11 protein-coding genes and 1 pseudogene are annotated in these 14,149 nt (G+C 75.6%); 8 read left to right on the plus strand and 4 right to left on the minus strand.

All coding sequences use genetic code 11. The annotated features are described in order from the left end of the window. Positions 1–110: 110 nt before the first annotated feature. Together ACY1JF_RS11220 and ACY1JF_RS11225 are read right to left on the minus strand one after the other, a co-directional pair. Positions 111–1,505: a PH domain-containing protein gene (locus ACY1JF_RS11220; protein WP_462704877.1), complete on the minus strand. Its 1,395-nt coding sequence runs from the start codon at positions 1,503–1,505 to the stop codon at positions 111–113. Continuing rightward, positions 1,502–2,008 (minus strand): PH domain-containing protein, encoded by a 507-nt coding sequence (locus tag ACY1JF_RS11225; RefSeq protein WP_462704878.1) that lies wholly within the window; start codon positions 2,006–2,008, stop codon positions 1,502–1,504. The genes ACY1JF_RS11220 and ACY1JF_RS11225 overlap by 4 nt, the downstream gene beginning before the upstream one ends. A 31-nt stretch (positions 2,009–2,039) precedes the next feature. Between ACY1JF_RS11225 and ACY1JF_RS11230 the strand changes: the two genes are divergently transcribed. Further along, complete coding sequence (locus ACY1JF_RS11230) at positions 2,040–3,191, plus strand: NADH-quinone oxidoreductase subunit D (RefSeq protein WP_462704879.1); 1,152 nt, start codon at positions 2,040–2,042, stop codon at positions 3,189–3,191. Here the strand turns inward: ACY1JF_RS11230 and ACY1JF_RS11235 are convergent. Further along, entirely contained in the window at positions 3,156–4,229 is a 1,074-nt protein-coding gene (locus ACY1JF_RS11235) for an SAM-dependent methyltransferase (protein WP_462704880.1), read from the minus strand. The two genes, ACY1JF_RS11230 and ACY1JF_RS11235, sit on opposite strands and share 36 nt — an antisense overlap. A gap of 128 nt (positions 4,230–4,357) precedes the next feature. Between ACY1JF_RS11235 and ACY1JF_RS11240 the strand changes: the two genes are divergently transcribed. Continuing rightward, a complete protein-coding gene (locus ACY1JF_RS11240; RefSeq protein WP_462704881.1) occupies positions 4,358–5,560 on the plus strand; it encodes a sensor histidine kinase in 1,203 nt (400 codons plus the stop codon). A gap of 31 nt (positions 5,561–5,591) precedes the next feature. Continuing rightward, positions 5,592–6,269 (plus strand): response regulator transcription factor, encoded by a 678-nt coding sequence (locus tag ACY1JF_RS11245; protein WP_462704882.1) that lies wholly within the window; start codon positions 5,592–5,594, stop codon positions 6,267–6,269. A gap of 60 nt (positions 6,270–6,329) precedes the next feature. On the opposite strand, the gene ACY1JF_RS11250 is transcribed toward ACY1JF_RS11245, so the two are convergent. Further along, positions 6,330–7,541, minus strand: coding sequence for a threonine aldolase family protein (locus tag ACY1JF_RS11250; protein ID WP_462704883.1), 1,212 nt, complete (start codon positions 7,539–7,541; stop codon positions 6,330–6,332). Positions 7,542–7,737: 196 nt separating this feature from the next. Between ACY1JF_RS11250 and ACY1JF_RS11255 the strand changes: the two are divergent. The 5 genes and pseudogenes from ACY1JF_RS11255 to ACY1JF_RS11275 all read left to right on the plus strand — a co-directional run. Continuing rightward, positions 7,738–8,712 (plus strand): annotated as a pseudogene (locus tag ACY1JF_RS11255) (Rossmann-like and DUF2520 domain-containing protein); the annotation flags it as partial. 476 nt (positions 8,713–9,188) lie between these two features. Continuing rightward, the gene (gene panC / locus ACY1JF_RS11260; protein ID WP_462704884.1) at positions 9,189–10,220 is read left to right on the plus strand and encodes a pantoate--beta-alanine ligase; all 1,032 of its coding nucleotides are present in this window, start codon (positions 9,189–9,191) and stop codon (positions 10,218–10,220) included. Then, the gene (locus tag ACY1JF_RS11265; protein ID WP_462704885.1) at positions 10,217–11,950 is read left to right on the plus strand and encodes an L-aspartate oxidase; all 1,734 of its coding nucleotides are present in this window, start codon (positions 10,217–10,219) and stop codon (positions 11,948–11,950) included. The genes panC and ACY1JF_RS11265 overlap by 4 nt, the downstream gene beginning before the upstream one ends. 4 nt (positions 11,951–11,954) lie before the next feature. After that, entirely contained in the window at positions 11,955–12,929 is a 975-nt protein-coding gene (gene nadC / locus ACY1JF_RS11270) for a carboxylating nicotinate-nucleotide diphosphorylase (RefSeq protein WP_462704886.1), read from the plus strand. 7 nt (positions 12,930–12,936) lie between these two features. Beyond that, the gene (locus ACY1JF_RS11275; RefSeq protein ID WP_462704887.1) at positions 12,937–13,734 is read left to right on the plus strand and encodes a type III pantothenate kinase; all 798 of its coding nucleotides are present in this window, start codon (positions 12,937–12,939) and stop codon (positions 13,732–13,734) included. Positions 13,735–14,149 lie beyond the last annotated feature (415 nt).

Raw genomic sequence — 14,149 nt, forward strand, 5'->3', positions numbered from 1 at the left:
TATCTCTGGTCCTGGTCCCGTTCCGGTTCTGCCCCGGCCCAGTTGCCGGGGCGCCGCCCCGTTCCGGCCCCGTCTCCGGCCGATGGCTCCGAGACCGGCCCGGCCCCGCGTCACCTACCGGCCCGTTCCGGCCCCCGCGTCATCCACCGGTCCGGCCCGGCGTCACGCCGCCCCGTGCGGGAGCGTTCCGCCTGGGCGCGCAGCAGTTCCGCCGCCTCCACGGCGTCCCGCTGCGCCGCCGTCACCGTCTTGCCGGCCCCCGTGTCCACGCGTACGTGGGCCAGTCGCAGCGCCCGCTGCCACGGCCCCTGGGTCAGCCGCACGCTCTGCACCTTGGCGTGCGGGACCAGGGCGAGGACGCGCCGCAGCAGCCCGTGCCGGGCGGCGAACACCTCGTCGGTGACGGCGAGCCCGTAGCCGCGCCACCACAGCGGCACCCGGCGCCCGGCCCGGCGCGGCGCGGGTGCCAGGGACGCCAGGGGCGGCACCGTCACCCCGGGCAGCACCCGCGCGACCACGGACTCGGCGATCTCGCGCGGGGCGACGGGCAGCAGGACGGAATTCGAGGACCCGGCCACGTCGAGCTCCACCCGGACCCACCCCCGGCGCCGCCACAGCACCGGTTCCACCACCCGTACCGTCTGCACCCGTCCCGGCGGCACGGTCTCGTGGGCGCGGTCCAGGAGCCCGTGGTCGATGCGGAGCCCGTCCGGGGACTCGGCCAGGGTCCAGTCGTACTCGCCGACGAACCGCCCCACGCTGCTCGCGCCCGCCGCGCCCGCCAGCGGTACGGCGGCGGCCAGCGCCGTCCACAGGCTGTGGGTGGCCGACCACAGCAGCGCCGGTACGGCCACGGCGGCCAGCAGCGCGCCCCAGGTCCGGCCGGTGAGCAGCAGGGAGACGGCGATGACCCGGGGCGGCACGCGCAGCAGCCGCCGGGAGGGGGCCTCGCCGGCCCCGGCGGCGGCCCCCGGCGCGAAACCGGCGGCCCGGGCGAGCAGCTCGGCGCGCAGCGCCCGCGCGTGACCGGCGCCGAGGAAGGCGAGTTCGTCCTTCTTGTCGGTGCCGACCACGTCGAGCCTGAGCTTGGCCACGCCCGCGATCCGGGCCAGCAGGGGCTGGGTGACGTCGACGGCCTGGACGCGGTCGAGGCGGATGTGCGCGGTGCGCCGGAAGATCAGCCCGGTGCGGATGCGCAGTTCCGTGCCGGTCATCGCGTAGTGGGTGAACCACCAGCTCAGGAAGCCGTAGAGGGCGGCGGCCGGGACGAGCACGGCGAGGCCGGTCACCAGCGTGGCCGTGGTCAGCCGGGTGAGCTGGCGCTGGGCCTGGTCGGGGTCGTGCAGCGCCCAGCCGGCCAGTACGGCGACCGGCGCCCAGGCCCGCCGCAGCGGGGTCACGGGGTGCAGCCGCCGCTCGACGACCTCCTCCCCGGCCGGTCCGTCCTCGCCAACCGGTCCGTCTCCGCCGACCGGTCCGTCCCCTTCGGCGCCGGTCGTGGTCACAGCCCCGCCGACCTGGCTTCGCCCAGCTCGGTGAGGCGGTCGCGCAGCCGCTCCGCCTCGGCCGGGTCCAGGCCGGGGATGGTGGCGTCGGTCGCGGCGGCGGCCGTGTGCAGCTGCACGCCGGCCAGCCCGAAGTACCGCTCGACCGGCCCCGAGGTCACCTCGACCAGCTGCATCCGCCCGTACGGCACGACCGTCTCCTCACGCCACAGCACACCCCGGTTGATCAGCAGGTCGTCGGCGCGTTCGGCGTACCGCCAGGAGCGCCAGTTGCGCTCCAGCATCACCCAGCCCCAGGGCAGCGGGGCCAGGGGGAGGAGGGCCAGGGCGGCCCAGGCGGGACCGAGGAACAGGCCGGGCAGCACCCCGGCGGCGACGGACAGCAGCCCCAGCCACACCACCAGCAGCAGCCGTCGCATCCGCAGCAGCCCGGGCGGCAGCCCGGTCCACCGGGGCTCGCCCCCGCTCGCCGCCGCCGTGCCGTGTGGGCTCCCCGTCTCCATGGACCCAGCGTACGTAGGGGAGACTGGGTCCATGACTCCTACGACGGAGACCATGGTCGGCATCGGCGGCGCCGCGGAGAGCACCGACATGGTGCTGAACATCGGCCCGCAGCACCCGTCCACGCACGGGGTGCTGCGCCTGAGGCTCGTCCTGGACGGCGAGCGCATCACCCGCGCGGAGCCCGTGGTCGGCTACATGCACCGGGGCGCGGAGAAGCTGTTCGAGGCGCGTGACTACCGGCAGATCATCGTGCTCGCCAACCGCCACGACTGGCTGTCGGCGTTCTCCAACGAGCTGGGCGTGGTCCTCGCCGTGGAGCGGATGCTCGGCATGGAGGTGCCCGAGCGGGCGGTGTGGCTGCGCACGCTGCTCGCCGAGCTGAACCGGGTGCTGAACCACCTGATGTTCCTCGGCTCCTACCCGCTGGAACTGGGCGGGATCACGCCGGTGTTCTACGCGTTCCGGGAGCGCGAGGAGCTGCAGAACGTCATGGAGGAGGTCTCCGGCGGGCGCGTGCACTACATGTTCAACCGCGTCGGCGGCCTCAAGGAGGACCTGCCGGCCGGCTGGGCGGCACGCGCGCGCGGCGCCGTGTCCGCGGTGCGCTCGCGCATGGACGTCTTCGACGGCCTGGTGCTCGGCAACGAGATCTTCCGGGGACGGACGCGGGGCGTGGGCGTGCTGACGCCCGGGGCCGTGCACGCGTACGGCGTCAGCGGCCCGATCGCGCGCGCCAGCGGCGTCGACTTCGACCTGCGCCGCGACGAGCCCTACCTGGCCTACGGCGACCTCCAGGACACCCTGCGGGTCGTCACCCGCGCCGAGGGCGACTGCCTGGCCCGCTTCGAGTGCCTGCTGGAGCAGACGCACAACGCCCTCGACCTCGCCGACGCCTGCCTGGACCGCCTCGCCGAGCTGCCGCCCGGCCCGGTCAACCAGCGGCTCCCGAAGGTGCTGAAGGCGCCCGAGGGGCACACGTACGCGTGGACCGAGAACCCGCTCGGCATCAACGGCTACTACCTGGTGAGCAAGGGCGAGAAGACCCCGTACCGGCTGAAGCTGCGCTCCGCCTCGTACAACAACATCCAGGCGCTGACCGAGCTGCTGCCGGGGACGCTGGTCGCGGACATGGTGGCGATCCTGGGGTCACTGTTCTTCGTGGTCGGGGACATCGACAAGTAGGCCGGGGATCCCGGCCGGCTGGAGCAGCCACCCGAAGTCGCCGAGGCCGCCCGGCGCGGTCAGCTCGGCGGCCTCACCGGCGGACGCGAGGGCGCGTACGTAGGCGCCGGGGTCGCTGGACGCCAGCGCGAGCGGGGGGCGTGCGCCGGAGAGGCCCAGGGCGCGCAGGGCGGCGCGCTGGGTCAGCAGGCGGGCGCCGGGAAGCCCGCGCGCCGCGCCGGCCGTCGCGCACGCCGCCGCGCAGGCGTCGAGCGCCACATGGGCGGTGATGTCGCACGAGCCGTCCGGCACCGGCCGTGTCTCCCGGCCGCCGCGGAAGCCCGTCAGCGTCCCGAAGGGCGGGCGGGCGTCCGCCGTGTGCGCGTAGTCGACGGCCACGGCGAGCCCCCGGTCGAGCGCCGACACGGCGGACGCCCAGGCGGTGTCCCGGGGCAGCCCGATCTCGGCCCGCCGCCCCGGCTCCGGCGGCAGCGGCCACCAGCGCGCCAGCCAGCCGGCCTCGGCCCCGCCGACCGGCTCCCCGAGCCGCTCGGCCCCGTCGCCGCGCACCAGCACCCGCCGCGCCACGCCCGCCGCGTCGGTCTGCGCGACCTCCACCGGTACGTTGTCCAGCCACTCGTTGGCGAACAGCAGTCCCGTGATCCGGCGCGGCGGCCGGCTCCGCCACGCGATCCGGCGGTCGAGCCCGGCCGGTCGGCCGGCGATCTCGACGGCGCAGACCCGGACCCGGCCGGCCACGCCGGCGGGCAGCGCGGCGAGCACCCCGGCGGCGAGCTCGCCCCGCCCGGCCGCCATGTCCACGAAGTCCAGCGCCGCGGGCCGGCCCAGCGCCTCGTCGACCCGGCACAGCAGCCGCGCCACGGCGGCGGCGAACAGCGGCGACGCGTGCACGGACGTACGGAAGTGCCCGGCCGGTCCCTCGGGCCGGCGGTAGAAACCCTCCGGTCCGTACAGGGCCTCGTGCGCCGCGTCCCGCCAGCCCCGCCACGCGCCCCCTGCCGCCCCGTCCGTCGCCCCGCCCGTCGCCCCTTCTGTCACCGTCCCAGGCTACGGACCGGGGGGCGTGCGGGCGCGTACGGCCTCCACCTTGCGGAGTACACGCGCCCACCGGGGATCGGCCCTCCGGTTGACCCCCGCACCTGTCGGCCTTGCCTACGCTGGGTCACGTGCAGCGCCTCTACGAATTCCTCCGCAGGCACCCGACCGGGGTCGACCTCTTCTGGGCCCTCGTCCTGTTCGCGCTCACCCTGCTGTCCGCGGTCGAGGGCCAGGTGAGCAGGGGGGTGGACGCCGCGGCGCTGATCGTCCCGTTCGCCGTGCTGCTGTGCCTGGTGGTGGCGCTGCGCCGGCGGATACCGGAGAGGATGCTGCTGCTGACCCTCGTGCTGGGCGCGGGGCAGCTGGTGCTGGACCTCGCCACGATGGCCGCCGACTTCGCCATGCTGGTGATCGTCTACACGGTGGCCGCCACCGGCGTCCGCTGGGCCTCCCGGCTGGCGCTGGCGGCCGGCCTGTGCGCGGCGCCCCTGGCCCAGCTGCGCTGGCCCAGCGAGTACACGGGGGTGTCGGGCAACATCGCGCTGACGGTGTTCATGACGGTGCCGTTCGCGCTCGCCTGGGTGCTCGGCGACTCCGTCCGCACCCGACGCGCCTACTTCGCGCAGCTGGAGGAGCGCGCCGCCCGGCTGGAGCGGGAGCGCGAGGCGCAGGCCAAGGTGGCGGTGGCCGCCGAGCGCGCCCGGATCGCCCGCGAACTGCACGACGTGGTCGCGCACAACGTCTCGGTGATGGTGGTGCAGGCCGACGGCGCCGCCTACGTCCTGGACGCCGCCCCCGACCAGGCCAAGAAGGCCCTGGAGACCATCTCCTGCACCGGCCGCCAGGCCCTCGCCGAGATGCGCCGCCTGCTCGGCGTGCTGCGCACCGGCGAGCACCGGGAGGCGGGGGAGTACGTGCCGCAGCCCGACGTCCAGCAGATCGAGGACCTGGTCGAACAGTGCCGGAACTCCGGGCTGCCCGTCGACTTCGAGGTCGAGGGCACCCCGCGCCCGCTGCCCAGCGGCGTGGAGCTGACCGCGTACCGCATCGTGCAGGAGGCGCTCACCAACACCCGCAAGCACGGCGGCCCGAACGCCGGGGCGAGCGTGCGCCTGGTCTACTTCGACGACGGGCTCGGCCTGCTCGTCGAGGACGACGGCAAGGGCGCCCCGCGCGAGGCGTACGGGGAGGGCGGGCTCGACGGGCAGGGCCACGGCCTGATCGGCATGCGGGAACGGGTCGGCATGGTGGGCGGCACACTGGACGCCGGTCCGCGTCCCGGCGGCGGATTCCGCATCAGCGCCCTGCTGCCCCTCAAGGCCGCCCATTGAACACCCGCCCCCACCGAGGAGAGAGTTCCCGATGACGACGATCCGCGTCATGCTCGTCGACGACCAGGCGCTGCTGCGCACCGGTTTCCGGATGGTGCTCGCCGCCCAGCCGGACATGGAGGTCGTGGCGGAGGCGGGCGACGGCGTCGAGGCCCTCCAGGTGCTGCGCGCCACCGCCGTGGACGTCGTCCTGATGGACGTCCGCATGCCCAAGCTGGACGGCGTGGAGGCGACGCGGCGCATCTGCGGGGAGCCCGGCGCCCCCAAGGTGCTGATCCTGACCACCTTCGACCTGGACGAGTACGCCTTCTCGGCGCTGAAGGCCGGCGCCTCCGGTTTCCTCCTCAAGGACGTGCCGCCCGCCGAGCTCCTCGCCGCCATCCGCTCCGTGCACAGCGGCGACGCGGTGGTCGCCCCGTCGACCACCCGGCGCCTGCTGGACCGCTTCGCGCCGATGCTGCCCAGCGGCGTCCAGGAGCCGCCGCACGCCGGGCTGCGGCGGCTCACCGAACGCGAGCGCGAGGTGATGGTGCTGGTGTCCCAGGGACTGTCCAACGGCGAGATCGCCGCCCGGCTGGTCCTGTCCGAGGCGACGGTGAAGACCCACGTCGGCCGCATCCTCACCAAGCTCGGCCTCCGTGACCGGGTGCAGGTGGTGGTGCTGGCCTATGAGACGGGGCTGGTGCGGGCGGGCGGTGGGCGAGGCTGAAGGGACGGCCACCGCGCCGTTCCCGCGTCGAGGAGGGGCCCCGCGGCGCGGAGCGAGCGATCACCGGGTTCCGGTGTCCGTTGCGGCCAGCCGCCCCGCGAAGTCGGCGACAGCCACCCGTACATCCTCCGCCGACCACTCCAGCCCCTCGGCCCCCACGCTCACCTCCGTCATCGCGAGCCCCGGTCCGGGCGCGCTCCAGGAGCGGGCGAAGAGCAGGACGCCCGTCTCCTCGCCCTGCCGCACCGCCGCCTCGGCGACGACATCGGCGTCGTACGGCAGCCAGACCTGGAACTCATGGGTGTGCGGCACTCCCGGATGGACCCGTGACCACGCCACGCCCGCCGCCGCGAACCCCTCCCGCAGCGCGTCGGCCACCACGCGCGCGTGCGCCACGTAATCCGGCAGCCGGGGCAGCTCCCGCTCCAGGCCGGCCAGGGCCGACAGGACGGTGGGGAACTGCTGGTGGACCATGCCGCCGTAACGGTGCCGCCAGGCGCGCGCCTCCTCCACCAGCGTCCGCGGACCGGCGAGCGCGGCGCCGCCGAAGCCGTCGAGCGACTTGTAGAACGACACGTAGACGCTGTCCGCGAGGCCCGCGATCTCGTCGAGCGGCCGGCCGAAGTGCGTGGTGCTCTCCCACAGCCGGGCCCCGTCGAAGTGGACCACGGCGTCCCGCTCCCGGGCGGCTGCCACCACCTCGGTCAGCTCCTCCCAGGTGGGCAGCAGAAACCCGGCGTCGCGCAGCGGAAGCTCCAGCATCAGCGTCCCGAACGGCTCCTCGAAGTCACGTACCTCCTCGGCGGTGGGCTGCCGGGGCGCGCTCGTCAGCCGGACCGGACGCAACCCGCTGACCTGGCTGAGGGCGTCCCCTTCGTGCACCTCGGGGTGGCTGAGCCCGTGCAGGGCGACCACCGGGCTGCCGGTGCGGCCCGCCCAGCAGCGCAGGGCGACCTGCTGGGCCATCGTGCCCGTCGGGAAGAACGCCGCCGCCTCCGTGCCGAGCAGCGTCGCGACCCGCTCCTCCAGGGCGGTGACGACGCCGTTGCCGTACTGGTCGGCCGGCTCGTCCAGGTCGTACAGCTCCCCGGCGCCGTCCAGCAGGGCCAGCCGTTCCCGGAGCGAGGCGAGGAAGCCGGGGCGCGCGAGCACTCGCCGCGCGCCCCGGTGCGCCGCCTGCCGCCGCTCGCGGAGCCGCTGCCCGCGCTCCGCCTCCGCCGGCCGCCCGCCGCCCTCGTCGTCCCGCCGTTCCGCGTCGTCCGTCGTAGTCATGGGGCCGATCATGCAGGGTGAGCCGCGCGGGCGGTACGGGACGTCCACGGCCGGGGTCCGCGCGGGGCGCCGGGACGGACGCTCCGTTCGCCGCCCACAGCCTGTGGACGGACCGTCCCGCGGGAACCGATCGCGTTAGCATGACGAGAAATCGTCCGGTACCCAGTGCGGACTGGAACGGGAAGGCCGTCGTCGCGTGAACACAACACCACACCCCGATCCCAGGGACCGCCCCGCGCGGCTCACCGTCGGCGTCGTCGGCGCCGGCCGGGTGGGTCCCGCGCTGGCCGCCTCCCTCCAGCTCGCCGGGCACCGCCCGGTCGCCGCCTCGGGCGTCTCCGACGCCTCCCGGCGACGCGCCGAGGCCCTCCTGCCCGGCGTACCGCTGCTGGAGCCCGCCGAGGTCCTCCAGCGCGCCGAACTGGTCCTCCTCACCGTCCCCGACGACGCCCTGCCCGCCTTGGTGTCCGGCCTGGCCGGGACCGGCGCGATCCGCCCGGGCCAGCTGCTCGTCCACACCTCCGGACGGTTCGGCGCCCGCGTCCTCGACCCCGCCCTGCGGGCCGGCGCCCTGCCGCTCGCGCTGCACCCGGCGATGACCTTCACCGGCACCCCCGTCGACGTACAGCGGCTGGCCGGCTGCTCCTTCGGCGTCACCGCGCCCGAGGAACTGCGGCTGGCCGCCGAGGCCCTGGTCATCGAGATGGGCGGTGAGCCGGAGTGGATCGACGAGGAGAAGCGCCCGCTGTACCACGCGGCCCTCGCCCTCGGCGCCAACCACCTGGTCACCCTGGTCGCCCAGTCCCTGGAACTGCTGCGCGCCGCCGGTGTCGGCGCCCCCGACCGGATGCTCGGCCCGCTGCTCGGCGCGGCCCTGGACAACGCCCTGCGCTCCGGCGACGCGGCCCTGACCGGCCCCGTCGCGCGCGGGGACGCGGGCACGGTCGCCGCGCACATCGAGGAACTGCGCGCGCACGCCCCGGGCACCGTCGCCGGCTACCTGGCGATGGCCCGCGCGACCGCCGACCGGGCGCTCGCCCACGGCCTGCTGGAACCGCGCCTCGCCGAGGACCTGCTAGGGGTGCTTGCCGGCGGCGGGGCTGGAGGGGGCGACGGGGCTGGAGGGGCTGGAGGGGCTGGAGAGATCACAGGGACTGCGGGGGCTGGAGAGTTCGAGGGGACTGCGGAGGCCGAGGGGACGCGGGGAGCCGACGACGCCGAAGGCACCACCGACTCCGATGACCCCGAGAGCCCTGCAAGCCCCGCAAGCCCCGCTGACCCCGAAAGCCACGAAGGCCCCACTGGTCCCATTGGCCCAGACACGTCCGCCGGTCCCGGTACTCCCCCCGACCCCGGCACTCCCCCCGGCCCTGGCGCTCCCCCCGGCCCCGGTGCGCCCGCCAGCCCCAGCACACCCTCCGGCCCCAGCACACCCTCCGGCCCCGGCATGCCCTCCGGCCCCGGCATGCCCGCCGGCCCCGACGCTCCCCCCGACCCCGACGCTCCCCCCGGCCCTGGCGCTCCCCCCGGCCCCGGTGCGCCCGCCAGCCCCAGCACACCCTCCGGCCCCGGCATGCCCGCCGACCCCGGCACTCCCCCCGGCCCCGAAACTCCCCCCGGCCCCACCGGCCCCGAAGGAACCCCCCGATGACCGCCCCCGCCTCCGCCCCCGCCCCCGCCCTCCTGAGCACCGCCGCGGAGCTGCACGCGCGTGAGCGCCGCGCCCGCCGCGCCGTCGTGATGACCATGGGCGCCCTGCACGAGGGCCACGCCACCTTGATCCGCACTGCCCGCCGGATCGCGGGCCCGGACGGCGAGGTGGTCGTCACCGTCTTCGTCAACCCGCTCCAGTTCGGCGCCGGCGAGGACCTCGACCGCTACCCCCGCACCCTGGACGCCGACCTCGCCCTCGCCGGGCAGGCCGGTGCCGACGCCGTCTTCGCCCCGTCCGTCGACGAGGTCTACCCCGGCGGCGAACCCCAGGTCCGCGTCACGGCCGGCCCCATGGGCGACCGCCTGGAGGGCGCCTCCCGCCCCGGCCACTTCGACGGCGTCCTCACGGTCGTCGCCAAGCTCCTCCACCTCACCCGCCCAGACACCGCCCTCTACGGCCAGAAGGACGCCCAGCAGCTCGCGCTGATCCGCCGGATGGTCCGCGACCTCGACTTCGGCATCGAGATCGTCGCCGTCCCCACCGCCCGCGAGGCGGACGGCCTCGCCCTCTCCAGCCGCAACCGCTACCTCACCCCGGCGGAACGCCGTACCGCCCTCGCCCTCTCCCGGGCCCTGTTCGCCGGCCGCGACCGGCACGCCGCCCAGGAGGCGCTGCGCGCCCGGGCCCGCGAAGTGCCCGCCACGCACGCGCGTGCGAAGGCGCTCGGCAAGCTCGGCGAGTCCCGCGCGGCGGCCGACGCGCACGCCGTCGCCCGGGCCGCCCCGGACGTCCACGGCGGCCCGGCGGCCGTCCGCGCCGCCGCCCGCCTGGTCCTGGACGACGCCGCCCGGGCCACCCCGCCCCTGCTCCTGGACTACCTGGCCCTGGTGGACCCCTCCGACTTCACCGAGATCGACGAGGACTTCACCGGCGAGGCGGTCCTCGCCGTCGCCGCCCGCGTCGGCACCACCCGTCTGATCGACAACATCCCCCTCACCTTCGGAACCCCCGGAGCCACCACATGACCGGCACAGGCGCAGGCACCGGCATACGACTGCACGCTCCCGCCCCCGGCTGGGCCATCGACGCGGACGTGGTCGTCGTGGGCTCCGGCGTCGCCGGCCTCACCGCCGCCCTGCGCTGCGAGGCCGCCGGACTGCGCACCGTCGTCGTCACCAAGGCCCGCCTGGACGCCGGCTCCACCCGCTGGGCGCAGGGCGGCATCGCCGCGGCCCTCGGCGAGGGCGACACCCCCGACCAGCACCTGGACGACACCCTGGTCGCGGGCGCCGGCCTGTGCGACCAGGAGGCGGTCCGCCTCCTGGTCACTGAGGGCCCCGCCGCCGTACACCGCCTCATCGCCACCGGCGCGCACTTCGACGAGGCGGCCGACGGCACCCTCCAGCTGACCCGCGAGGGCGGCCACCACCGCCGCCGCATAGCCCACGCGGGCGGCGACGCGACCGGCGCGGAGATCTCCCGCGCCCTGGTCGAGGCCGTCCGGACCCGCGCCGTCCGCACCATCGAGAACGCCCTCGTCCTCGACCTCCTCACCGACCCGGACGGCCACACCGCCGGCGTCACCCTGCACGTCATGGGCGAGGGCCGGCACGACGGCGTGGGGGCCGTCCACGCCCCCGCCGTCGTCCTCGCCACCGGCGGCATGGGCCAGGTCTTCTCGGCGACGACCAACCCCGCCGTCTCCACCGGGGACGGCGTCGCGCTCGCCCTGCGCGCCGGCGCCGAGGTCAGCGACCTCGAATTCGTCCAGTTCCACCCCACCGTCCTGTTCCTCGGCCCGGACGCGGAGGGCCAGCAGCCCCTGGTCTCGGAGGCGGTACGCGGCGAGGGCGCCCACCTGGTCGACGCGGCCGGCACCCGCTTCATGCTCGGCCGGCACGAACTGGCCGAACTGGCCCCCCGGGACATCGTCGCCAAGGCGATCACGCGCCGCATGATCGAACAGCGGGCCGAGCACATGTACCTGGACGCCCGCCACTTCGGCCCGGCGATGTGGGAGACCCGCTTCCCCACCATCCTCGCCGCCTGCCGCGCCCACGGCATCGACCCGGTCACCGAGCCCATCCCCGTCGCCCCGGCCGCCCACTACGCCTCCGGCGGCGTCCGCACCGACGCCGCGGGCCGCACCACCGTCCCCGGCCTCTACGCGTGCGGCGAGGTCGCCTGCACCGGCGTGCACGGCGCGAACCGCCTGGCCTCCAACAGCCTCCTCGAAGGCCTGGTCTACGCCGAACGCATCGCCGCCGACATCACGGCCACCCCCCGGCCCGCCCGCACCCCCGCCCCGTACACCCCTCCCGAACGCCCCGCGCATCCCCTCCTCCCCCCGGAGGCCCGCTTCACCCTCCAGCGGACCATGACCGAGGGCGCCGGCGTGCTCCGTTCCGCCGAGTCCCTCGCCCGGGCGGCCGACCGCCTCCAGGATCTCCACGACCAGGCCCGCGAGGCCCTCCACGAGCACGGCAAGACCGCCGAGCCCGGCGTGGACACCTGGGAGACCACCAACCTCCTGTGCGTGGCCCGCGCGCTCCTCGCCGCAGCCGTCCTGCGCGAGGAGACCCGGGGCTGCCACTGGCGCGAGGACCACCCCGACCGCGACGACACGGCATGGCGCCGGCACATCGTCGTGACCCTGGACCCGGACCGTACCCTCGCCGTGCGCACCACACAGACAGCAGACTTCCCCCCGACCGGACAACCGGCGCGGAACCCCGAGATCTCCCAGGAGCAGTGACGACGTGAGCACCCACGACCTCCCCCTCGCCCCCGACGGAGGCTGCGGCGACGGCTGCGCCTGCGGAGCCGGTGACGAGGACTACCTGGAGTGCGGCCTCGACCCCGCGCTCGCCCAGCTCCTGACCGAAGCCGGCCTCGACCCCGTGGAGGTCGAGGACATCGCGAACGTCGCCGTCCAGGAGGACCTGGCGCACGGCGTCGACGTGACGACGGTCGCCACGATCCCCGAGGACGCGGTGGCCACCGCCGACTTCACCGCCCGCGAGGCGGGCGTCGCGGCCGGCCTCAGGGTCGCCGAGGCGGTCCTGTCGGTCGTCTGCGCGGACGAGTTCGAGGTGGAACGCCACGTCGACGACGGCGACCGCGTCGAGCCCGGCCAGCGCCTCCTCTCGGTCACCTCCCGCACCCGCGACCTGCTCACCGCCGAGCGCAGCGCGCTGAACCTCCTCTGCCGCCTCTCCGGCATCGCGACGGCCACGCGCGCGTGGGCGGACGCCCTGGAGGGCACGGAGACGAAGGTCCGCGACACCCGCAAGACCACCCCGGGCCTGCGCAGCCTGGAGAAGTACGCGGTCCGCTGCGGCGGCGGCGTCAACCACCGCATGTCCCTCTCGGACGCGGCCCTGGTCAAGGACAACCACGTGGTGGCCGCGGGCGGCGTCGCCCAGGCTTTCCGGGCCGTCCGCGACCGCTTCCCCGATGTCCCCATCGAGGTCGAGGTCGACACCCTCCACCAGCTCCGCGAGGTCCTGGACGCCGGCGCCGACCTGGTCCTCCTCGACAACTTCACCCCCGGCGAATGCGAGGAAGCCGTCGCCCTGACCGACGGCCGCGCCGCCCTCGAAGCCTCGGGCCGCCTCACCCTGGACAACGCCAGGACCTACGCCGCGACAGGCGTCGACTACCTGGCGGTGGGAGCCCTCACCCACAGCAGCCCGATCCTCGACATCGGCCTCGACCTGCGTCCGGCGGAGTAGGCGAACCATGCTGCTGACCATCGACGTGGGCAACACCCACACCGTCCTCGGCCTCTTCGACGGCGAGGAGATCGTCGAACACTGGCGCATCTCCACCGACGCCCGCCGCACCGCCGACGAACTGGCGGTCCTCCTCCAGGGCCTCATGGGCACGCACCCGCTGCTCGGCGACGAACTGGGCGACGGCATCGACGGCATCGCCATCTGCGCGACCGTCCCCTCCGTCCTCCACGAACTGCGCGAGGTGACCCGCCGCTACTACGGCGACGTCCCGGCCGTCCTCGTCGAACCGGGCGTCAAGACGGGCGTCCCGATCCTCACCGACAACCCCAAGGAAGTCGGCGCCGACCGCATCATCAACGCGGTCGCCGCGGTCGACCTCTACGGCGGCCCGGCCGTCGTCGTCGACTTCGGCACGGCGACGACGTTCGACGCGGTCTCCGCCCGCGGGGAGTACGTCGGCGGGGTCATCGCCCCCGGCATCGAGATCTCCGTCGACGCCCTGGGCGTCAAGGGCGCCCAGCTCCGCAAGATCGAGGTGGCCCGCCCCCGCAGCGTCATCGGCAAGAACACGGTCGAGGCCATGCAGGCGGGCATCGTGTACGGCTTCGCCGGCCAGGTCGACGGTGTGGTCGGCCGCATGGCCCGCGAACTCGCCGACGACCCGGACGACGTCACGGTCATCGCGACGGGCGGACTGGCGCCGATGGTCCTGGGCGAGTCCTCGGTCATCGACGAGCACGAGCCGTGGCTGACCCTGATCGGCCTGCGCCTGGTCCACGAACGGAACGTGTCCCGCCTCTGACCCCGGGAACGCCACCCGCCCCCGTCCGGCACGCCTGCCCGCGGTGACGCGGGTACGCGCCCGCACCCGCGTACGACCGGCGAGGACCGGTGTCCCGCGCGGGCGGACCGTACTCGTGCCCGCAGCCGCGTACGGCGGACGGGGGCCGGTGTCCCGCGCGGGCGGACCGTACTCGTGCCCGCAGCCGCGTATGGCGGGCGGGGGCCGGTGTCCCGCGCGGGCGGACCGTACTCGTGCCCGCAGCCGCGTATGGCGGGCGGGGGCCGGTGTCCCGCGCGGGCGGGACGGGGTCGTACCCGCAGTCGCGTACGGCGGGAAGGGGACGGGGTGGGGGGTGTCCGCCCGCAGCGGTTGGCGCGTCAACCCGCTCCACCCCCGTAGCAGACCGATTCCGCGCCGTTCCGAGGACGGACAC

The organism is Streptomyces sp. SYSU D01066-1, from assembly GCF_054956795.1.